This window comes from Capnocytophaga sputigena (assembly GCF_002302495.1).
In the GTDB taxonomy this organism is placed as follows: domain Bacteria; phylum Bacteroidota; class Bacteroidia; order Flavobacteriales; family Flavobacteriaceae; genus Capnocytophaga; species Capnocytophaga sputigena.
The window spans coordinates 2,498,074-2,520,329 of record NZ_CP022379.1; the positions used below are offsets into that span (position 1 = coordinate 2,498,074).

Annotated in this window: 16 protein-coding genes; 9 read left to right on the forward strand and 7 right to left on the reverse strand. The window is 37.5% G+C overall.

Annotated features, from left to right (window positions below):
- Positions 1-16: 16 nt before the first annotated feature.
- A complete protein-coding gene (lysS, locus tag CGC57_RS11270; RefSeq protein ID WP_095899203.1) occupies positions 17-1,705 on the forward strand; it encodes a lysine--tRNA ligase in 1,689 nt (562 codons plus the stop codon).
- Positions 1,706-1,783: 78 nt separating this feature from the next.
- A complete protein-coding gene (locus CGC57_RS11275; protein ID WP_002677625.1) occupies positions 1,784-2,434 on the forward strand; it encodes a hypothetical protein in 651 nt (216 codons plus the stop codon).
- A 44-nt stretch (positions 2,435-2,478) separates the two neighbouring features.
- Here the strand turns inward: CGC57_RS11275 and CGC57_RS11280 are convergent, their stop codons facing one another.
- Positions 2,479-3,798, reverse strand: a complete 1,320-nt coding sequence (locus CGC57_RS11280; protein ID WP_002677503.1) for a sugar MFS transporter — start codon at positions 3,796-3,798, stop codon at positions 2,479-2,481.
- A gap of 354 nt (positions 3,799-4,152) precedes the next feature.
- Between CGC57_RS11280 and CGC57_RS11285 the strand changes: the two genes are divergently transcribed.
- Both CGC57_RS11285 and CGC57_RS11290 read left to right on the forward strand, forming a co-directional pair.
- Positions 4,153-7,032, forward strand: a complete 2,880-nt coding sequence (locus tag CGC57_RS11285) for a TonB-dependent receptor (protein ID WP_095899204.1) — start codon at positions 4,153-4,155, stop codon at positions 7,030-7,032.
- Between the two features lie 167 nt (positions 7,033-7,199).
- Positions 7,200-9,230, forward strand: coding sequence for a transporter-like protein (locus CGC57_RS11290; RefSeq protein WP_095899205.1), 2,031 nt, complete (start codon positions 7,200-7,202; stop codon positions 9,228-9,230).
- Positions 9,231-9,276: 46 nt separating this feature from the next.
- Here the strand turns inward: CGC57_RS11290 and CGC57_RS11295 are convergent, their stop codons facing one another.
- The 5 genes from CGC57_RS11295 to CGC57_RS11315 form a co-directional block, all read right to left on the reverse strand.
- On the reverse strand, positions 9,277-10,122 hold the full coding sequence (locus CGC57_RS11295) for a hypothetical protein (RefSeq protein WP_232747244.1): 846 nt from the start codon (positions 10,120-10,122) through the stop codon (positions 9,277-9,279).
- Positions 10,123-10,202: 80 nt separating this feature from the next.
- Positions 10,203-11,066, reverse strand: a complete 864-nt coding sequence (locus CGC57_RS11300; protein ID WP_095899207.1) for a hypothetical protein — start codon at positions 11,064-11,066, stop codon at positions 10,203-10,205.
- A gap of 74 nt (positions 11,067-11,140) precedes the next feature.
- Positions 11,141-12,169, reverse strand: coding sequence for a hypothetical protein (locus CGC57_RS11305; RefSeq protein ID WP_095899208.1), 1,029 nt, complete (start codon positions 12,167-12,169; stop codon positions 11,141-11,143).
- Positions 12,170-12,256: 87 nt separating this feature from the next.
- Positions 12,257-13,291, reverse strand: a complete 1,035-nt coding sequence (locus CGC57_RS11310; RefSeq protein WP_095899209.1) for a hypothetical protein — start codon at positions 13,289-13,291, stop codon at positions 12,257-12,259.
- Between the two features lie 73 nt (positions 13,292-13,364).
- Positions 13,365-14,519 carry an ATP-binding cassette domain-containing protein gene (locus CGC57_RS11315; protein ID WP_095899210.1) on the reverse strand — a complete coding sequence of 385 codons (1,155 nt, stop codon included), beginning with the start codon at positions 14,517-14,519 and terminating at the stop codon, positions 13,365-13,367.
- Between the two features lie 151 nt (positions 14,520-14,670).
- On the opposite strand from CGC57_RS11315, the gene glmM reads away from it, so the two are divergent.
- From glmM to CGC57_RS11330, 3 genes are all read left to right on the forward strand, one after another.
- A complete protein-coding gene (gene glmM / locus CGC57_RS11320; RefSeq protein WP_095899211.1) occupies positions 14,671-16,056 on the forward strand; it encodes a phosphoglucosamine mutase in 1,386 nt (461 codons plus the stop codon).
- Between the two features lie 195 nt (positions 16,057-16,251).
- On the forward strand, positions 16,252-18,075 hold the full coding sequence (locus tag CGC57_RS11325; RefSeq protein WP_095899212.1) for a vWA domain-containing protein: 1,824 nt from the start codon (positions 16,252-16,254) through the stop codon (positions 18,073-18,075).
- A gap of 25 nt (positions 18,076-18,100) precedes the next feature.
- Entirely contained in the window at positions 18,101-18,724 is a 624-nt protein-coding gene (locus tag CGC57_RS11330; protein ID WP_095899213.1) for a rhodanese-like domain-containing protein, read from the forward strand.
- A gap of 234 nt (positions 18,725-18,958) precedes the next feature.
- Here CGC57_RS11330 and panC read toward each other — a convergent pair whose 3' ends face one another.
- The gene (gene panC, locus CGC57_RS11335) at positions 18,959-19,801 is read right to left on the reverse strand and encodes a pantoate--beta-alanine ligase (RefSeq protein ID WP_232747246.1); all 843 of its coding nucleotides are present in this window, start codon (positions 19,799-19,801) and stop codon (positions 18,959-18,961) included.
- 110 nt (positions 19,802-19,911) lie between these two features.
- Here panC and CGC57_RS11340 point away from each other — a divergent pair, with 110 nt between their 5' ends.
- Complete coding sequence (locus tag CGC57_RS11340; protein WP_002677247.1) at positions 19,912-20,721, forward strand: glycogen/starch synthase; 810 nt, start codon at positions 19,912-19,914, stop codon at positions 20,719-20,721.
- 10 nt (positions 20,722-20,731) lie between these two features.
- A complete protein-coding gene (locus tag CGC57_RS11345; protein WP_095899214.1) occupies positions 20,732-22,255 on the forward strand; it encodes a DUF4270 domain-containing protein in 1,524 nt (507 codons plus the stop codon).
- The last annotated feature ends 1 nt before the right edge of the window (position 22,256 follow it).

Sequence of the window (22,256 nt, forward strand, 5' to 3'; positions counted from 1 at the left end):
TTAATCATTAAAAAAAATGTTATCAGAACAAGAAATCATTCGTAGAGAAAAACTCTCTAAATTGAAAGAATTAGGGATTAATCCATATCCCGCTCCATTATATCCTGTCGATACTACTTCTAAGGATGTAGCCGATCATTATGAAGAAGGCAAGCAAGTAGTGGTTGCCGGTCGTTTGATGTCGTTGCGCGTACAAGGAAAAGCCTCGTTTGCTACTTTACAAGACAGCGAGGGCACAATGCAGTTGTATTTCAATCGCGATGAGATGTGCTCTGGGGAAGATAAAACACTCTACAACGAGGTATTTAAAAAACTCCTCGACTTAGGCGACTTTATAGGTGTAGAAGGTTATTTATTCATCACCAAGATGGGTGAAAAAACTGTAGCCGTTAAGAACTTTACCCTCTTGTCTAAAGTATTGCGCCCACTGCCAATGCCTAAAGTAGATGCCGATGGCAAAGTGCACGATGCTTTCACCGACCCTGAACAACGCTACCGTATGCGTTACGTAGATTTGGTAGTAAATCCACACGTGAAAGAGGTGTTTATCAAGCGTACGAAACTGTTCAATGCGATGCGTCAGTTTTTTAACGATGCAGGTTATTTGGAGGTAGAAACACCTGTGTTGCAAGCGATTCCAGGGGGAGCTAGTGCGCGTCCGTTTATCACTCACCACAATGCGTTGGATATTCCACTCTATATGCGTATTGCCAACGAACTCTATCTAAAACGCCTTATTGTAGGAGGTTTTGATGGGGTGTATGAGTTTTCTAAAAACTTCCGCAATGAGGGAATGGATAGAACTCATAACCCAGAATTTACTGCGATGGAAATCTATGTGGCTTATAAAGATTACCATTGGATGATGAACTTCACCGAGCGTTTGCTTGAACACTGTGCTATGGCAGTGAATGGTACTACCAAAGCTACTTTTGGTAAACACGAAGTAGACTTTAAAGCTCCTTATCCTCGTGTTACAATGACCGACGCTATCAAACACTTTACAGGTTTTGATATCACAGGGAAAACAGAAGAAGAATTAAGAGCCTTTGCACATTCTATTGGTATTGCAGTAGATGAAACAATGGGCAAGGGCAAGCTCATAGATGAGATATTTGGCGAAAAATGCGAGGGCAACTTCATTCAGCCTACTTTCATCACTGATTATCCTAAAGAGATGTCGCCACTTACCAAAGAACACCGTGACAACCCTGCACTTACTGAGCGTTTTGAACTAATGGTATGTGGTAAAGAGATTGCTAATGCTTACTCTGAACTCAATGACCCTATCGACCAACGAGAGCGTTTTGAAGAACAATTGCGACTCTCTGAGAAAGGTGATGATGAGGCTATGTTCATCGATCAAGATTTCTTGCGCGCTCTTGAATATGGTATGCCACCTACTTCTGGTTTGGGTATCGGTATGGATAGATTGATTATGTTCCTTACCAATAATGAAAGCATACAAGAAGTACTTTTCTTCCCACAAATGCGTCCTGAAAAGAAAGCGGTAGAGTTGTCAGAAGATGAAAAAGTAGTGTTCGAACTACTAAAAACTTCAGAAAAACTTCTTTTAGAAACTCTTAAAACGCAAACAGCTTTCTCTAACAAGAAATGGGATAAGGCTATCAAAGGACTTACTAGCAAGAAAGTTGCTAAAGTAGTAAAAGAAGGAGAAGAACTGTTTGTAGAATTAACAAATTAGTCAATTTTTCAATTAGTAAATTATAGATGCCAAAGGTTGTATTATAATCTTTGGCATTTTCTTCTTTAAAATATAGTAATGAATATCACTGAAAAAATAGCTTATAAAGAAAGATTAATTACCCGAACAAAAGTGATTTTAGCACAAGGGAAATACCCTACTGAACTCCTTGAACAGATTAAAGATGAACGTTTGCTCAAAGAGGTAATGAAGGAAATGATGCCCTCAGCAGGAACAGCTTACGAGCTTTTAAACGATGAAGAAAAACAACAACGTGACCGTTTGTTGGCTCTAAATATAAAGTTTAAAGATTATTTATATGGATTTATGTTGTGCAAAAATATAGGTTATTTACTTTTGATAACAGCTATATTAGTAGGAATTAGTGTTGTGATGCAATTCAACAACAATGGTATTTTTGGTGTATTGAGCTTGCTAAACAGCGCTTTGCTGTTGTATTTGGCTACAGAGAAAAAGAAGTTGTTGCATTACCACTGGCAGTTATTTTATGTATTTCTATTGTTTTATATTATAGAACTAATAGTATGGCAAGTCCCCTCTCCTTTTTTGTATTTTATTGATGCCGATGTGCTTGCTTCAAGACACGAAGCTAAAATGAAGTTGGCAAATTTAGCAACCCCATTGGTTTATGAAGGGGTGAGATTGGCAGCACTTTTAGGAATTTATAAAGGATTCAAAAAAATCAGCCAATTTGTTAAAGCAAATTAACAGATTTTTTTGTCAATTAGCAATTATGAATTATCAATTGAAAATCATCTACTGCTTTTGTAGAATCCAAAGAAAGTGATATAACCATAACACGCTACTAAGGTGAGAAAAGCCAAAATAAATCCTACTTGGTCGGTAAAGAAACCAAATAAGATAGGAATCAGTCCGCCACCTACAATCATAGTACATAATAGTCCAGAAGCCTGAGATTTCAGTTCGTCAATACCCTCACAAGCCAAAGCAAAAATAGTAGGGAACATAATAGAATTGAAAAGGCCTACTGATAGCAAACTTATCATTGAAAAAAGGCCTGTAGTGTTGATAGCTAGTAAGATGAGCGCAACATTGCATAAAGCTACTGTCGTCAGCATTTTAGAGGGAGAAAAACGCCGGCTAATTCGTGCTCCTATAAATCTTCCTACCATAGCTCCCCCCCAATAGAAACACAAGAATATGGCAACCATAGCCTTTGGATCGGCATTGATGAGGTTGGGATTGTCGAAAATGACTCCTAAGGCTTGCCACATAGGTTCTCCTATAGGGCATTCCGATATTTCAGCCATATTGATTTTTACTAGATAATTAATAGTAAAACTCCCTATAACAACTTCAGCACCTACATATAAAAAAATAGCAATGCTCCCTAAAAGCAATGATTTTCTTTTTAAAAGAGAAAAATAATTAGTGTGATTTATAGTTTCTTCCTCCTCGGCGGGATGACAAGGCAGTTTCGCAATACTAAATGCAATAGCCAAAGCAATTACTATTAATGAAATATATAGAAAAGGAATTTGTACAGCTAGTGCCTCATTTTGTAAATAGATACTTTTTTCAAAAGAATCTAAAAGTTGTATTTCGCCCCCTGTTTTCACTTTATCCCTTAATAAATAGACGCCCCCAATAATAGGAGCCAAAGTAGTCCCTAAAGCGTTGAAAGCTTGAGAGAAAGTGAGTCTTCTGGGGGTAGAGCTTTCCCTGCCTAAGGCAGCAATGTAAGGGTTAGCGGCTACTTGTAAGAAGGTAATGCCACTACCTAGTATAAAAATAGCTGTCATAAATGCCCAAAAAGAGCGTATTTCGGCAGCAGGGTAAAAAAGCATAGCACCTAGGGCAACAATAATAAGTCCTAAGGTAATACTTCGTTGATATCCTATTTTGTTGATAATCAATCCTGCAGGGATGGAAAATAACAAATAAGGTAAAAAGAAAAAAAAGAGTATAAGTCCTGCTTGAGTGTAATTGAGTTCAAAAATATCTTTTAGGTAGGGAACTAATAGTTGTACTAATACTGTAATACCACCAAATAAGAAAAATAGAATTCCAATAAATACAAAAGTTTTAATACATTTTTTTGTTTTATTCATTGTAATTGGTCAAATTTTAGCCTGCAAAAATACATTTTATATCTAAATAAACGTTAAATTTTAACAATATATTTTTGTTATAATTGCAACTAATAAATGTAAGCGTCTTATTATCAACCTTGTTGTGGTTTTTTATTGTTAGAGATAAAATTTATAAATTACCTATATATTCAATGCTTGATAATATGTTGATTACTCTGTTTATAAAAAAACCAACAAAAAAGTTTGCATTTCATAAAAAAACACTAATTTTGCCGCTGAAATAAGAAGTGAAACGGCTTTTTGTTTTTTTAGTCACTTTGTGTATGAGCAATCTACTAACTATCGGCTGAGAAACTAATTAACTAAATATAAATGAAAAGCTGGTTTTTAAATGTCGCAATTTTATTGCTTGCAACAATTACCTATGCCCAAAGCGGAACAATAACGGGTGAAGTAATTGATGGTGAGTACAATGCACCTCTGATGGGGGCTAATGTATTGGTTAAGGGTACCTCCCACGGTGTCTCCACCGATATGCAGGGTAAGTATTCCTTAAATGTAAATGCCCCTACAGGCACCTTGGAGTTTTCATACCTCGGGTATGTAACCAAGACCGTTCCTTACAAATTAGTAAACGGTAAAGCACACGTAAAGGTTACTCTTTCTACCGACCAACAATCGTTGGGCGAAGTAGTCGTAACTGCAAAAAGTACGCTGTTAGACATTGCTAAAGAGCGTAAAACACCAGTAGCTGTCTCTACTATTCAAGCTACTGAAATTGTCGAAAAATTGGGTACACGTGAACTTCCTGAAGTACTCAATCGCACACCTTCTGTCTACGCCACCAAAGGCGGAGGAGGATTTGGCGACTCTAAAATCAATATGCGCGGTTTTGATAGTAAAAACATTGCTGTAATGGTAAATGGTATGCCTGTAAACGATATGGAAGGCGGTACCGTATACTTCAGTAACTGGTCAGGACTTTCAGATGTAACTTCTGCAATGCAAGTACAACGCGGCTTGGGAGCTTCTAAGTTAGCAATTGCATCAGTAGGGGGAACTATGAACTTTATTTTGCGCGCTTCCGATATGCAAGAAGGCGGAAATATTGCCTTTAATTATGGTACTAACAAAGAGTATAAAGGTACTGTTTCTTACAATACGGGGAAAAGCCTCACTGGTTGGTCTGCTTCTGTGTTATTCAGCAAAAATACTGGACGTAAATATGTTGATGGAACTCAGTTCGATGGCTATAGCTATTATTTTGCATTAGGTTATGAACCTTCTAAAAAACACAGTTTCCAATTTACCTTCACAGGGGCTCCTCAATGGCATAATCAACGCAATGTGAGCCCGCTTATCTCCGATTATCAAAAATATGGTTCTGAAGATAAGCCTAACCGTCGATACAATTCTGATTGGGGATACTTAGATGGTGAAGAACATACTATTAAAAAGAATATTTACCACAAACCCGTAGCAATGCTCAACTGGGATTGGAATATCAACGAAAGTACTTCTCTTAGTACCGTGATATATGGTTCATTAGGTCGTGGTATGGGTACAAACTCATCAGGGGTAGCACACTCAATCTCTTCAAAAACTTCTAGTGGAACCACTACTTATTCACTTCAAAAAAACTATCTAAATTCTTTCCGTAAAGATGATGGGCAAATAGATTTTGATAAGGTTGTGCGCTATAACAATGGTGAAACTGTAGATAATTTGCTACCTATGCAACATCCAAGAGAAGCTGGTAAGAACGTAACAATTGCTAATCCAGGTGGTGGCCGTGCATTTACAGGTTATGGTGAAGGCTTTACCTTAAATGGCTCAGTAAATTCACACGACTGGTATGGTATCCTTACTAACTTGCAACACCAAATTAATGACCGTTTCACTGTGAATATGGGATTAGATGGTCGTTATTACTATGGTTATCACTATCAAGTAGTAACTGATTTGTTGGGTAACAACAGTTATACCGATAATACACGAAATAACAACAAGAATTTGGCAACCCCTACTGTAATTCGCTCTGCGGTATCTACTAGACCATCTTGGAATCCTTTCCAAAAAGTAGAACCTCTTGAAAATCGTATAGGCTATAGTAGCGAAGGAGAGGTGAAATGGATGGGACTTTTCTCTCAATTTGAATACTCTGACGATCATTTCTCAGCTTTCGTACAAGGATCTACCTCAATGCAGTCCTACCAGCGTATCGATAACTTTTTGAAAGATGGAGTTTCTCGTGCTGTAACTACAAATCCTAATACGGTAATGTATACTAAAACAGGATTTAAGAACTTAATAGGTTATAATATCAAAGGAGGAGTGAATTATAATATCAACGAACAACATAATGTGTATGCTAACATAGGATATTATTCTAAACAACCTTTCTTCAACGCTGTATATCCTAACAATCTAAACTATTTAAATCCTTCGCTTGCCAATGAAAAGATATTTGGAGTAGAAGCTGGATATGGTTTTAAATCTAAATTCTTCAGTGGTAATTTAAACCTTTATCACACTACTTGGAAAGATAGATTCCTTCGTCAAACTTACACTTTCGGAAGTTCTTCAGGAGGACGTGGCAGTAATACAGGCTATGCAAACATTTTGGGTGTTCAAGAAATACACAATGGGGTGGAAGTAGATTTCAAAGCTACTATTACTGATTACTTAAAGCTCAATGGTATGTTCTCATTTGGTGACTGGTATTACAAAGGCGATGCCTCAGGAACTCTTTTGAATGAGAATGGTAATGCTATAGACTTACAAGGAAATGAGGTGCCTGTTGGTAGGGCTGCTGAACTTAAATTATACTTAGATAAAGCAAAAGTAGGACAAACAGCTCAAACAACAGCTGCTTTAGGGTTATCTTTCCTCCCTCGTTTTGCTAAAGGATTAAATCTTGATATCGATTGGCGCTATGTAGATAACCTATATGCTAATTTAAATATAGGTACTTTTTCTGAAAAAACAGTAGCCGAAAAAGGAGCTATAAAATTACCTGCTTATCATTTGTTTGACCTTTCAGCTTCTTATAAATGGCAACTTACTGATAAACAACGTCTCACTTTCTCAGCTCACGCTTATAACCTATTAGATACTTACTATATCGCTGAATCATACACAAGTATCCATACTACTGATCGTAGTAAAACTTATCAAGGTATTGATGTAAGAAACCAAGTATACTTCGGCGAAGGTCGTACCTTTAGCTTTGCTGTACGATATAACTTCTAATAAGTAATTAAGTAACAAATAATAAGTAATAAAAGGCTGCCCATCACGAGGGCAGCTTTTTTATTGATAAAATTGCAAATTAACAAATTGGGGAATTGACAAATTTTTCGTATCTTTGCCCCATTCTAAATTATTAATTGCTAATCGTTAATTGTTAATTGAAAAATATGTTGCTATTCGCAAAAAAATATAAATCTATCTATGAAATCTTTGAGACTTATATGCACTCATCTAACTATGAAGATATCGACTTCGTGTTTGATGTAGTGAACTACTTTCGTCGCAAAAGTAAAGATAAAAAAACTCCTATCAATATCGATGAACTCATAGCCGAAATTAAACACGATCCCGAGCGCATCGCTTTCTTCCAAGAAAAACTCCACAATGTATTTGCTAACAAACAAAAAGTACTTCTTTTTACCGATGCTGGCTTGCTCAATAGCGTTTCATTTTTCAAGGAATTGCGCCGCCGTATCAGCCGTCAGCTCTTGCCAGATCAACCTTCTCAAGAGAATATCCAATACGTACTAAACCAAATATTTTATCGCCCTTCCGATGCTAAATGGGTGTTGCAAATCCCATTAGACAATTGGAAGGAACTTTTCGATATCCTCTCTTTTAATACTTTTTATGAAGATACAGAGCGCAAAACAACCTCTAAACAAATCCTTTTGGCGATAATGATTCTCTCACAACGTATGGGAGGACTCGCTCTACAAACTGATGTACACCGTATGGTGCCTGAGTATGCTCAACTCAATAGTCCTTTTATTGCTCTCGACGATGAACTAAACCAACTAGCACGTACCCTTTCTAAAGAAAATAAACCTTATCTCTATATACAAGAACACGAATTAGACTATAAACAACTCAATATCTTAGCTGCCCAATGTGAGGATTTTGTAAACAAAGCCGATGCTAACGCCGAAAAATATGGGGTAACCTTTAGCGTGAACCAAACACTTTTGCTTATCCGTCAGCAGATTAAACGCATCAAGCGTCTTTATAACTACTTGTTTATAGAAAAAGAAGCCGACAAGCGCGAAAAAGCAATTGCTTTCTATTTAGATATGGTAAAAACCAATTCTAAGAAAAACAATATTCGCAAATTGATAAATGATAGTGTTTACAACATTACCTACGAGATTACAAATTATACCGGTAAAACGGGGGAACATTACATCACTTCCACAGGTAGGGAGTATTTCAAAATGCTCAAAACCGCTTTATGGGGAGGGGTAATTGTGAGTTTTATGTGCTTGATAAAGCTCTATATGTCTATGGACCCAGACCAAAGTGCGTTTTTCCGTGCTTTGAACTATAGTTTAAACTATGCTATTGGTTTTGTGATTATTTACCTCACAGGATCTACTTTAGCTACCAAGCAACCTGCAATGACGGCTTCTACCATTGCCAAAACCTTAGAGAACCTAAATGACAACAATGATAAACAAAAACGCCGTCAATATACTGAGTTCTCAGCACTCTTCACGCGTTTATTCCGTTCGCAGTTCATCGCTTTTGTGGGCAATGTGTTTGGAGCTTTCCCCGTGTCAATGCTTTTGGTGATAGGAATGAGTTATTTAGAGGGCTATAATATTGCCACTAAAAAGAGTTTGCATCTGTTAGAAGATCTCAATATATGGCACTCACCAGTATTTTTACACGCTTGTATTGCTGGGGTATTTTTGTTTTTATCGGGTATTATTGCCGGTAATGTTGCCAGTGTGAATAACTTCAATAACTTCTATTACCGCCTATCCGAGCACCCTTTCCTCAAAGGATTTTTTGGCAAAATGCGTATGCAACGCGTTGCCAATTGGATGCAAAAAAAGTGGCCAAGTATTGTTTCAAATATTTGGTTTGGAGTGTTTATGGGGAGCGCTTGGGCTGTAGGTGAGTTCTTTGGTTTACCTATCGATATACGCCACATCACTTTTTCAAGCGGTAATTTCGCTTATGGCTTGTATGGTATGAATTTTATCATCAGTTTAGAAAATATCCTTTGGTGTGTTTTTGGAATAGGTATCATTGGTTTAGGGAATTTTATAGTGAGTTTTGGTCTGTCGTTGTGGATAGCCTTGCGCTCTCGTGAAGTTCCAGCTTCCGAGCTCAAATACTTAGTTAGGTGTGTATGGCGAGCCTTCAAAGAACGCCCCAGAGCTTTTTTCTTCCCCGTAAGAAATAAAAAATCTTAATCTCCTAACCCCTAACCCCTGATACCTGATACCTGACCCCTAAAACCTATTCTGGCATTGCCTTCCACTGCTGAATATGGTAATTGTATAGAAATATAAATAGGAAAGCCACAGCTAAAAGTTGGTAGTAAAGTGATTGAGAAAATTGGTCGATATCTACTTTTAGCAAAGCAATGGTGAAAATAGCAGCAGGGAAGAGCAATAGGCTGAAACAGATGAGAATACCACTATAGAGTTTGGGAAGCAAAGGTGCTCCTATAACCGAGACTATCGCTACAGCAAAGTAAGTGAATAGATATATCCATACAACTAACTGAAAATCAATATTACCTACAATAGCAATTATAATGCACAACATCGCTAAAATGAGTGCTAAAATACTGGTGAAAACAATGGTGAGTAAGAAAGTTCGCAATTTGGTAATATACACACAGAAGATGATAAGTGCAATCCCTAAGGCAAAAAGTGAAAAAGGAGCTTTGGTGATAAAGAAATGAATATTAGTTAAATCACTAATCTCGGTGCCTGCAAAAGAAGAAGTACATAACACCCCTAAAGCAAATGATACAGGGAGAGCGATTATACTCAGGGTTACAAGAAAAAAGAGTACAAAAGTTCCAAACAACTTTAGCGGACTATTAGGATAAAACCAATTAAAGGCATTGAATCTGTACAAATCCATCAGCCATTTCACAAAGAAGACAATAAGCCCAATGCGATAGATTTCAAATGGAAGTGCCCAAAAGCCTTCAGCAAATCCCATTCCTCCTCTGTTAGGAACAATAAGTCCTAACAAAAAGAATAACAAATGCGCGCCAAGAGCAACTATTAGCATTGGCACTGCTCGGCTACTCCAAATTAATGGATAATGTTCTAAAAGATACTTTTTCAATTGATAATCAACAATTAATAATTAATAAAATCTGCCTCTTGCCTCCTGACATCTGCCCCCTGACACCTGATACCTGACACCTATTCCGGCACTGCTCTCCATTGGTGCAGTACAGGAGCGTATAACAATATGAAAAGGAAATTAGACAAGAGTATCCCATAATTCAATACAGGCATATTGTCAAAAGTCTCTTCTTTGAAAATTAATAAGATAGCTCCGTAAAGGGCAGGGGTAAAGAACAGCAGTGAAAAGTTGATGAGAATCCCCGAAAAGAGTTTGGGCATTGTTGCTAAATTAGTGACAACTATCAATATAGCAATAAAAGGAATTGCCACATACATCCAAACAACAAGTAAAAAAAACAAATTGGCATCAGAAAAAATACTGAATAAAAATGCCGACACCATCCCTAACGCGAGTGATAATACCCCCGAAAATACAATTGTAAGCAATAAGGTTCTAACCTCAGTAATCCGTACACAAAGCACTAACAGTGAGATAAAAAGCGATGCGATGAGCAGCCCTTGCACAATAGTTCCTTCCTCAGCGCCATAAAACGGTCTATCAATCACAAGTAAGTGCGTTTTTTCACCAGCCATAAACGAAAGAGAGAAAGTGAGTACCGCAAATATAATTATAAAGTATTGTGTATATAAACCGAGTAACTTCAGCTGATTGCTGGGGTAAAAATGTTTAAAAGCATTGTTTTTAGAGAGTTGCATTAGCCAGAACACTAATAGCAAGATACTCACAATAAGGTGTAACAAAAAAGGAAGAGGGAAAAATTCTTCTCCTATGGTATAAACTCTTTCATATATACTGCCTTTATCAACGATATAGCCCAACAGAAAGAAAAAAACGTGTCCGCAAGCAGCGAGACCTAACATTGGCAACAGCTTAGTGTTCCAAATCAATGGATAATTTTCTAATAAATATTTTTTCAATTTACAATTTACAATTAATAATTAACAATTTACCCCCCCTAAAACCTAACACCTGTCCCCCGACCCCTGACACTCTACTCCGGCATTGCTTTACACCTCTTGATAACTCCTGTATAAAGCCCTATAAAAAGTATGGTTAGCAATATACCAATACCCCAAAAAAGCAATTCTCGTAGGTTATCCCAAAACGTTCCATAATGGTCTTTTATAAAGTGCCACAAATGAAATTCTTCTACAATGTCTGTAAAAACAACAGCTATTATAGGCAAAAAAAAGTAAATAGTATTATTCATAGCAATCTCTCTATATAGCTTGTTTTTAGAATTTACAGAAATGCCGAGTAGAACGAGGAAACTTGCGCATGCTATTGTGATAGAAGTGAACAAATCATTCTCATTGCCCACAAGATATAAAATAAGTAAACCTAACAAATTGATAAATAGAAAAAACAAACTTCCAAAAACAATAGCTAATAGCACCGTGCGCAATGAGGTGATGCGCACCGTGAAGAGCAACAATGTGAGTACAAAAGTTATAGCTGTAATAGTATTCAATTCGTCTTTTACTATTTCTATAAACGTATTGGTCTTCACATTCTTAGCATTTCGCGCAATAAAGAACTCTTTTATTTGGTTTTCATTACTATATCGTACTTCTTTGTAAGGAGAGTCAAAATTCTCAGGGTACTGTTGCAAAACGCTATGGATATAGCTATCACTATACCGCCAATGAACTTTAGCTTTCTCACCTGCTATAAACGAAACATAAGTGCTTGTCATTCCAAAGATAATCACAAGGTACACTACAAAACGCCCAAACAATTGCCAACGACTTACAGGGTAGAAACGCTTAAAAGCATTATTTCTAAAAAGAAGTATAAGCCAACCTATTGATAACAATACCATTATAATAAAACTTAACAACAAAGGCAATTCTTTGAAATTATCTCCCAAATAGTAGTAATAATTACTCATTGCTTCATCATTGAGCATTATAAATCCCAAAGCGAAAAAGACTAAATGAGATAAGAATATCAGTGGTAATAACAGTACCACCTGCGTATTCCAAATTGCTGGATAACGTTCTAATAAATATTTTTTCAATTGATAATAAATGTTTTATAATTAATAACCTATAACCCCTAAAACCTGTCCCCTGATACCTATCCCCTGACGCCTGACCCCTAACCTCTACTCCGGCAATGCCTTCCATCGTTTGATAACACTCGTGTAAAGTCCTATAAACACAAGTGAAAGCAGTATTCCTCCTATCGAAACTATAAGTTCTTTTATATTGTACCAAAAGTAATAATAAATTTCCTCAGTAATTGATGAAGGATACCACCAATCATATCTCTCAACAATAGCTATTAGAGTAACAATTGTCATAGGCAAAAAACCAAATAGTGAAATATTCATTGCAATACCTCGATATTGTTTTTTATCAGAGAAAATAGATAAAGCAATTGTTGAAAGGTAAGTCAACCATAAAATTTCCAGCACTACATATACATCTCGCATTCCAAACATATTGCTACTCAAAACAAATATGAGCACTAAGCCGAGCAGCAAGCACAGCACTCCACCACAAACAATAGAGAGTAACACTGTACGCAACGAGGTAATACGTACAGTAAAGAGCAATAATGTGAGCACAAAAGTAGCTGTTGCAACCATTGTGATTTCCTCATTGTGCCCCACTATAAATAAACGTTCTTTGATATCTTTAGCATTGTTGGCTATGTGGTATTCCCTTTGTTGTGCTTCAGGAAGTCTCTCTACATCCTCAAAGTTAAAATTTTCAGGATATTGTCGTAATACATTGTGTATATAGCTGTCGGTGTATCGCCAATGCACTTTAGTATTCTCGCCTACCATAAATGAAAGTCCTGAACTGAGTATGCCTCCCATAATAAACAGATATATCACAAACTGCCTGAATAGTTGCCATCGGCTCACAGGGTAAAAGCGTTCAAAAGCATTATTCCTAAATAAGCGAATGAGCCATCCCACTAATAGCAATACAATGGCGATAAAGTTCATCACCATAGGCAAGCCTTCAAATCGGTTTCTCGAACTGAAATAATAGTTACCCATAGCCTCATCAGTAACCATAGCAAACCCCCACGTAAAAAAGAACAAGTGGGTCGCGAGAATAAGAGGCAAAGCCCATATTAAATGGCTGTTCCAAACCAAAGGAAAGCGTTCTAATAAATATTTTTTCAATTGATAATGAGTGTTTTATAATTAATAACCTATACCTCCTAAAACCTAACACCTGACCCCTGACACCTAACTCCTAACTCACAAAAAATCTCCTTGTACTAGCCGAAATATTCCGTATATAAGTAAGCTCTATTTTAGCTTTACCAAGAGCTTCTAACACAGTAGAATATTCAGTGCCTTCGGCAAAATAAGCAATGTAAATACCTCCGTTGTACTGTAATTTTTCAAGATTTAAAGTGCTAAATACGGCTAATAATTCTTCTCTGCTGTTAGTGGTGTCAATTTCTACAATGAGTGGGGTAGGGGTGTTCTCTTGGGCAGTCTCAACATTTTCGCGGTATTGTCCATTTTTGAGGAAAATTACCTTGTCAGATATTTTTTCTACTTCAAAGAGTTGTTGAGAGCTCAATATCAAAGCAATAGGGTGATTTACTGAGTTAGCTATCATTTTGAGGTCTTCTAATATTACCTGTTGTGCCAATACGTCTAAGTTCCCTAAAGGCTCATCTAAAAGCAATAATTCTGGCTGACGTAATAGGGTGCGCGCTAATTCAAAACGCATTTTATACCCTGATGATAGTGCATTCCAGTTTAGATTGCGGTATTTCCACAAACCTAAACGGGCAATTATTAGCAGAGTGCGTGGTTCGTTTTCTTCAGCAGGGATACCATAGCACGCCAAAGTAAATTTGAGATTGTCTTTCAAACTACCATACCATTTGTCGGTGCGTTGGGGAATGTAAGCTAATTTAGTGCGTAAATCGTATTCATTAGTGGGCGTTTTTTTGAAGTAATAGGTTATTTCGCCCGAATTATAAGAGAGGTCGTGCGCTAAGATGCGCAAAAGGGTTGTTTTCCCATTGCCATTTTCACCTACTAAGCCATAAACTTGTCCTTTATTAATAGTAAGTGATACAGGACCTAATGAAAACATTCCCGAATTGTAGGTTTTTTTAATGTCTTTAGCAACAAGCACAGCTTTTTCAGTTATTACCTCCTCTACGGTGCATTGCCCTACTTCTTCAAGTAAGGCAGAAGCCTTTTCCGTAAGTTGATCCAACTCATTAGGATTGTTTTCCTTCCAGTCGGTAAGTTCTATAGCCTTTAGGTAGAGGGACATTTGTTGTGTGTCGGCTACACAATCTAAAAGTTTGCGAAAGCCTAATTCAGTATCTTTTTGTGCAAAGAATTTAAGAGCATCTTGCACGCGGAGTTGATGTTTTGTCATAAACGAATAATTTGATGCGACAAAAATAGTCAATAATTAGTAAATTAGCAAATTAGTATAAAAAAAAACATCTTTCGTAACTCGTAATTCGTAATTATTTATTACCTTTGCGCTTATTAATTCTAAATTATAAAATTTTAATTGTAAGAATATGTCTCTAATAAAATCTATATCAGGCATTCGCGGTACTATAGGGGGAGTACCCAATGACAACTTAACCCCCATTGATGCTGTAAAATTTGCCGCTGCTTATGGTACGTGGCTTAAAAAACATATTTATAAAAACCATGTGAAAGTGGTTGTAGGTCGCGATGCGCGTATTTCGGGTGAAATGGTGCAGAATCTTGTGCAATACACCCTCGTAGGTTTAGGAATTGATGTGGTAGATATAGGTTTGAGTACCACCCCTACCGTAGAAGTGGCGGTAACTATGGAACAAGCCGATGGCGGTATTATCCTCACTGCCAGTCATAATCCTAAACAGTGGAATGCCCTCAAACTGCTAAACAGCAAAGGTGAGTTTCTCAACGCTCAGGAAGGCGAAGAAATCTTGCGCATTGCTGCTGCCAATGAGTTTACTTTTGCCGAAGTAGATGCTCTGGGGCATATCACTCATAACGATACTTATATACAACGCCATATCGATGCGGTGCTTTCGCTCTTGCCATTGGCAACTTTGGAAGCTATTCGCAAACGCAAATTCAAAGTAGCGGTCGATGCTGTAAACTCTACCGGAGGTATCGCTATCCCACTTTTGTTAGAACGCTTGGGGGCTGAGGTAGTACCACTCTACTGTGAACCTAACGGTCAGTTCCCGCATAATCCCGAACCTCTTAAAGAACATCTTTCCGATATCTGTGCTAAGGTAGTGGAAGTAAAAGCCGATTTAGGGGTGGTGGTAGACCCCGATGTAGACCGCCTTGCGCTTATTACCGAAGAAGGCGAAATGTTTGGTGAAGAATATACCCTTGTAGCCTGCGCCGATTATTACCTCAGTAAAAAGAAAGGAAATGTGGTGTCTAACCTCTCCTCTTCACGTGCTTTGCGCGATATAGCCGAAAAACACGGGGTAGAATATGCAGCTGCTGCTGTTGGTGAGGTGAATGTAGTAACCAAAATGAAAGAAGTAAATGCTGTGATAGGAGGTGAAGGCAATGGTGGTGTTATTTTTCCCGAATTGCATTATGGTCGCGATGCCTTAGTAGGGGTAGTGCTTTTCCTCTCACTTTTGGTAGAAAAAGGTATTACAGTGAGTGCTTTGCGCCGTAGTTACCCTGCTTATTTTATGAGCAAAAATAAAATCCAACTCAGTAGCGGGCTCAATCCAGATAAAGTGTTGCTCGCAATGCAAGAAAAGTACGCAGACGAGCAAATCACCACTATCGACGGACTTAAAATTGATTTTCCTTTCAGCTGGGTACACTTGCGCAAATCGAATACCGAGCCGATTATCCGCATCTATACTGAGGCTAAAACCCAAGCAGAAGCCGATGCTTTAGCCACTCGCTTTATGGAGGAAATGGCAGCAATCAGTTAAGGTTGATTGCTTGATAATCAGTTGTACTCTTTTAACACTACATTTCCTTTGTAAAATACCCGCCCAACTAGTCCGAATTGTCCGACTCGTCTAACTTGTCCAATAAAATAAATTTTAGTACTTAATCAATTGTTAGGTAGTCCCCTAAGGACTAACAATTAACCCCTAATGAACTAACATCTAATAACTAACAATATGAAACAAATTTTATTATTCTGCTTTCTGTTTATAGGAAGCCTCTACGCACAAGAGTACGAAGTAACTGGAAAGGTTACTGATGTCTCTAACAATCCTTTACCTGGAGTTTCAGTACTCATCAAAGGGACTACTAGAGGAGTTACTACTGATTTTGATGGTAAATACACTATCAAAGTAAAGAATGGTGATATTTTAGAGTTTTCTTTTATAGGAATGAAAATCAAGCAAGTAAAAGTTTCCGGACAGAAGATTATCAATGTAGTTTTAGAAGAAGATAACGTTGCCCTTCAAGAAGTGGTGGTAACAAGTTATGAAACTGCAAAAAGACGAGACGTAACTAGTTCTTCTATACGTATAAGAGGTGCAGGAAGTGTTAGTGGAATTTATCGAACAAAAAATAGCTATACTTTAAATAGTTCTCGCGAGACTTATAAAGCGATAGATGAAGGCGGCTTTAAGAAAACAACAAAAGACCCCGTAACTACTTTCTCTGCCGATGTAGATAGAGCTTCTTATAGCAATGTGCGCCGTATGCTCAACTACGGACAAAAGCCTCATAAAGATGCTGTGCGTATAGAAGAGCTTATCAACTATTTTGACTATGATTATGCTCCACCAGCCGAAGGAGGCAAAACCCCTTTGAAAGCTACTACCACGCTAAGTACTTGTCCTTGGAATCCTGATAATTATCTGTTGCGCATTGGATTACAAGCAAAGAAAATAGATTTTACCAAAGCGCCACCTTCTAATATGGTATTCTTGATAGACACCTCAGGTTCTATGGATGAGCCCAATAAAATGCCTCTACTCAAAGCATCCTTCAAATTGCTTTTGGATAACTTACGTCCAGAAGATAGGATAGCGATTGTAGTTTATGCAAGCCAAACGGGTATCGCTTTACCTTCTACTCCAGCGAAAGAAAAAGAGAAAATCTCCAAAGTAATAGACGATTTGGTGGCTAGTGGATCTACTGCAGGAGGAGCAGGATTGCAAACTGCCTATGAAGTAGCCGAAAAAAACTTTTTACCCAAAGGTAATAACCGTATTATCTTGGCTACCGATGGTGATTTCAACGTAGGAATTTCTTCACGTGATGAGTTGCAACGATTGGTAGAAGAGAAGCGCAACAATGGAATTTACATTTCGGTATTGGGCTATGGTATGGGTAATTACCGCGATGATATGGCAGAAACTATTGCCAACAAAGGGAATGGTAACTATGCTTATATCGATAATTTTACTGAAGCTAAAAAAGTATTGGTAAATGAATTTGGCGGTACGCTCTACACCGTAGCTAAAGATGTGAAATTACAATTAGAATTCAATCCTCAATATGTGAAAGAATACCGCTTGGTAGGCTATGAAAACCGCGCTTTAGCCAATGAGGATTTTGAAGATGACAAGAAAGATGCTGGTGAGATAGGTGCAGGACATACCGTAACTGCTTTGTATGAATTGGTACCTGCCAAAGGCGCTACTACCGATGGGTTGCGCTATCAAAAACAAGTGAAAGAAAGATTTGCTAACGAATTAGCTTTCCTCAAAATACGTTATAAAGACCCTGTGGTAAAAGATGCTAAAAGTGTAGAAGAAAGCACTCCTATTCCTTTTTCTCTCACTGATCTCACCCAAACCGATGATGATTATCGCTTTGCCGCCGCTGTTGCCGAATGGGGAATGCTCCTAAGAAATTCTAAATACAAAGCAAAATCCTCATATAAACAAGTAATAGATTTAGCTAAGAATGCGATTGGAAAAGATGAAGAGGGCTATCGCAAAGAGTTCATTCGCTTGGTCGAACTTTCTGAAAAAATAAAATAATAAACTAATAAACAAACTAACAATAATGAAATATTCAATAACTTTAGGAATGCTTTTGCTTACGATGATTACAGCAAAAGCTCAAACGCTCGCCGAGCGTATTAATGCTAAAAATACTACTTTAATTGATGTGCGTACCCCCGAAGAATTTGCTAAGGGTACAGCCGAAGGAGCAATTAATATCCCGTTGGAAGAAATAGGAACCCGATGGCAAGAATTAAAAGGAAAAGAGAATGTTGTACTCTTTTGTCGTAGGGGAATTCGTGCTGGCAAAGCTCAAGATATTCTCAAGAAGCATAATATTGCAGCTGTGAATGGCAAAACTGTAGAGCATATAAAATCTTTGCAAAAAGTAAATTTAGCCGATAAACTTACTTTCCGCAATGATAAACAAACTACCTATTTTGTAAAAGATGGTCAAAATGTGAGACAAGTAGCCATAGCTTTAGGTGAAGGAGCTGTACTAAAAAAACATACTACTAATATTCCAGCAACCCTTATTATGGTAAAAGGAACTGTACGTTTTCTTATCAATGGTGAAGAAATTGTTCTCAAAGACCTCGATACCTATCAAATCCCTGTAGATGTAGAACACGAAGTGATAGGAGTAGAGAAAGAAAATGTATTTATAGTAACCAAAGGAAATTAACTTGAAGTAACAAATAGGTAACAAGTAACAAAAACTATTTGTGAGCTCATACCTTTTGCAGAATTGAGTACTCTGTTTAGAGTATGTTATGTAGGGGCGTTTTGCAAACGCCTCTATCAAATCATCAAATCGTTATCTGTCGCTCCCATCACTCTCATTACTCTCACTGCTCCCACAGCTCCCATCACTCTCACTTTTCCAGATTGTCCCCTTCAAGGGCTAATCGCTAAATCATCACATTGCCAAATTGTCAATTAATCTCACACCTTCTGCGTATACCACTATAAAAGCGCGATACTCTTTGCCTGCTTCTTTTGTATTGATATGTTGCAAGTTATGAGCATCAGTGATAGTGAAATACTCTAAGGTAAAATCGGGTTCTTTGGCAAAAGTATCCACCACCCACGCTTCTACTTCAGCAGGTGTATGAGTGGCAAAACGCTCTTTGGCAGCCAAAAGAGTGCGATAGATAAATGAAGCGCGCTGTGTCATTGCTTCACTTAGCAGAGCGTTGCGTGAGCTGAGGGCTAACCCTTCACTATTGCGCACGATAGGGCAGGGGACGATAGTCACTGGAAAGCCTGTTTGTCGTACCATTTGTTGGATGATGAGCAGTTGTTGATAGTCTTTTTCACCAAAGTAAGCTCTGTTGGGTATTACAATTTCAAAAAGTTTTTTAACAATAGTACCTACACCATCAAAATGCCCAGGTCGTGAACTGCCTTCCATTACTTTGTCTAATCCTGCAAAGTCAAAAGGTTGAGCTACTACCTCTTCACCGTAAATATCATCAACGGTAGGGGCAAATATAATTACCTCTTGACTGTATTGGGCAATCTTCTCAGCATCGGCTGTTAAGGTACGCGGATATTTTTCTAAATCCGTAGGATTATTGAACTGTGTAGGGTTCACAAAAATGCTTACAACAGCTATATCATTCTCTTTTTTAGCTTTTTTTATGAGTGATAAATGTCCGTCGTGTAAAGCGCCCATAGTAGGTACTAAACCTATTGTTTTTCCTTGATTTTTAAGGGTTTCCATAAGTGAATGGAGTTCCTTTTGCTGTGTGTAAATCATCGGTATAAAATCTTTTTTGGGTGCAAACTTATATAATTTTATGGATATGTGCATATTTTTTTGTACTTTTGTGCCTTCTAAGAGCAAAATAAATTAAAGAAATACTCTTTATGAAAGATAAAAAAGTACTCTACGTGTCGTCGGAAGTGTTGCCTTATTCGCCTTATAGTGAGTTGGCTAAAATGTCGTTTGAAACCCCTAGAATGGTGAATACTAACGGCGGACAAATACGTATTTTTATGCCTAAGTTCGGTAATATCAACGAGCGTCGTCACCAGTTGCACGAGGTGATACGCCTATCAGGTATGAATATTGTTATCAACGACATCGATGTGCCGCTCATTATCAAAGTAGCCTCTATCCCCAAAGAACGCATTCAAGTGTACTTTATTGATAATGATGAGTATTTCGCACGCACTGGCACACTCTTTGATGAGGAAAACAATATGTATCCCGATAACGATGAGCGCTGTATTTTCTTTGCAAAAGGCATTGTAGAAACAGTGAAAAAACTCAATTGGTTACCCGATATTATCCATATACACGGTTGGGTTTCTGCTTTGTTGCCACTTTACTTGCGTACTTACTATAAAGATGAACCTATCTTTTCCGAAAGCAAAATTATTACCTCTGTGTTTGATAGTGATTACGAAGGTGCTCTCGATGCCTCACTTATCAACAAAGTAGCTTTTGATGGCATTAGTAAAAAAACAATTGACCCCCTCAAAAATCCTACTTACTACAACCTGATGCGCATCGCTATCAAGCACTCCGATGGCGTAATTGTAGTGAGCGAAGATATGCCCGAAGATTTTAAAACTTATCTCAAAAACTTAAGAAAACCAGTGATTTACAACAGCGATAAAGAAACTTTCCAAGATTCCTATCGCGATTTTTACACTAAAATACTAAAGAAATAACAGCAAACGAATGAATAATACTTACAAATTACTTTTTTTCCTTACTGTACTAACACTTTTTAGTGCCTGCTCTTCCGATGATTTCAACGAAATAGATGGCGCACTTCTCAAAAATCCTAACTACGAAACTAACGTGTTCACAGCTACTATTTCAGTGAACCAAGTCAAACAAACTGCCGTACAAACCAATGGTTTAGGAGGATATTTGCTCGGGCAATACACTCAAGCTCCTTTTGGTACTAAATCGGCTACTATTGTTGCACAAGTAGGGCTTCCAGCCGCTAATCCTTCTTTTGGTAGCAAAACTCAAGCACTAGAAATTAGTGAAAATAAACCTGAAAATGAAAAGGTGATGAATGCTTATTTGTATATACCTTTCTTCAATCCCAATAGTTCAAGCAACAATGCTACCTATAGCCAAAATGTTGAATACCAATTAGATTCCATCTATGGCGACAAAAGTGCTTCTTTTCGTGTAGAAGTGAAAGAAACTAACTACTTCCTCAGCGATATAGGTACCGACCTAAAATCAAAAGTCTATTATTCTAATAATACTGATATACTCACAAACTTAGGTAGCTCAATAGTTTCAACTACTACTTCAGCTACAACTATTAGTAATAAGGCAATCGCTCGTTTCCAGTTTGATGATCCCCAAACTACTGCCGATGAATCTAAAACTGTACACGATGTCTTAGCCCCTGGTTTGCGTATTCCTCTTAGTACTTCTTTCTTTCAATCTAAAATATTAGACAAAGAAGGTAGTAGTGAATTAGCAAGTGTTACCGACTTTAAAAAGTATTTTAAAGGAATACAAGTCAGTGCCTCTAACTTCTCTAAAGATGTGATGATGCTCCTCAATATGGCAAATGCCAAAATACAGTTGGAGTATAGTTATACCGCTTATGTAAGTGGTAGCACAGCTACTAAAACTCAGTACAGCCGTTATGATTTGCCTCTCAATGGTATTGCTGTAAACCTTTTCAACAATGCAGGTGAAAGTCTTACGGATACTAGTAAAACTTATTTGAGTGGCGCTTTAGGGCAAACTGCTTCTATTACAATTTCAGATACCGATATCGCTCGTATCAAATCTGAAAAATGGTTAGTTACCGATGCGAGTTTGTTCTTTTATGTAGATGAAAGCGTGACTTATAGCAAAACTCCTGAACGCCTTTATATCTATAATGCTCAAACGGGGGCTGTGTTAGCCGATTATCAGTACGACCCTACCGCTAACAACACTACTTCTGCCTATTCACACTTGGTGCATTTAGGAAAATTGCAAAAAGAAAATGGGGTAGGTAAATATTACCAACTAAGAATTACTAACCATATTCTTAATATGGTAACTAATAATGGTGCGAATGTACCTTTAGCAATTGCTATAGGGTCTAATATAAAGCAAACAACAACAGGTAGTTATAAAAGTGCAAGTGGTGAAGGCAAAATTGCCAATACAGCCCTTGCTACCCCTTTAGGAGTAGTGATTAAAGATGTAAAATTGATTGTCAACTATACCAAAGTAAAATAAG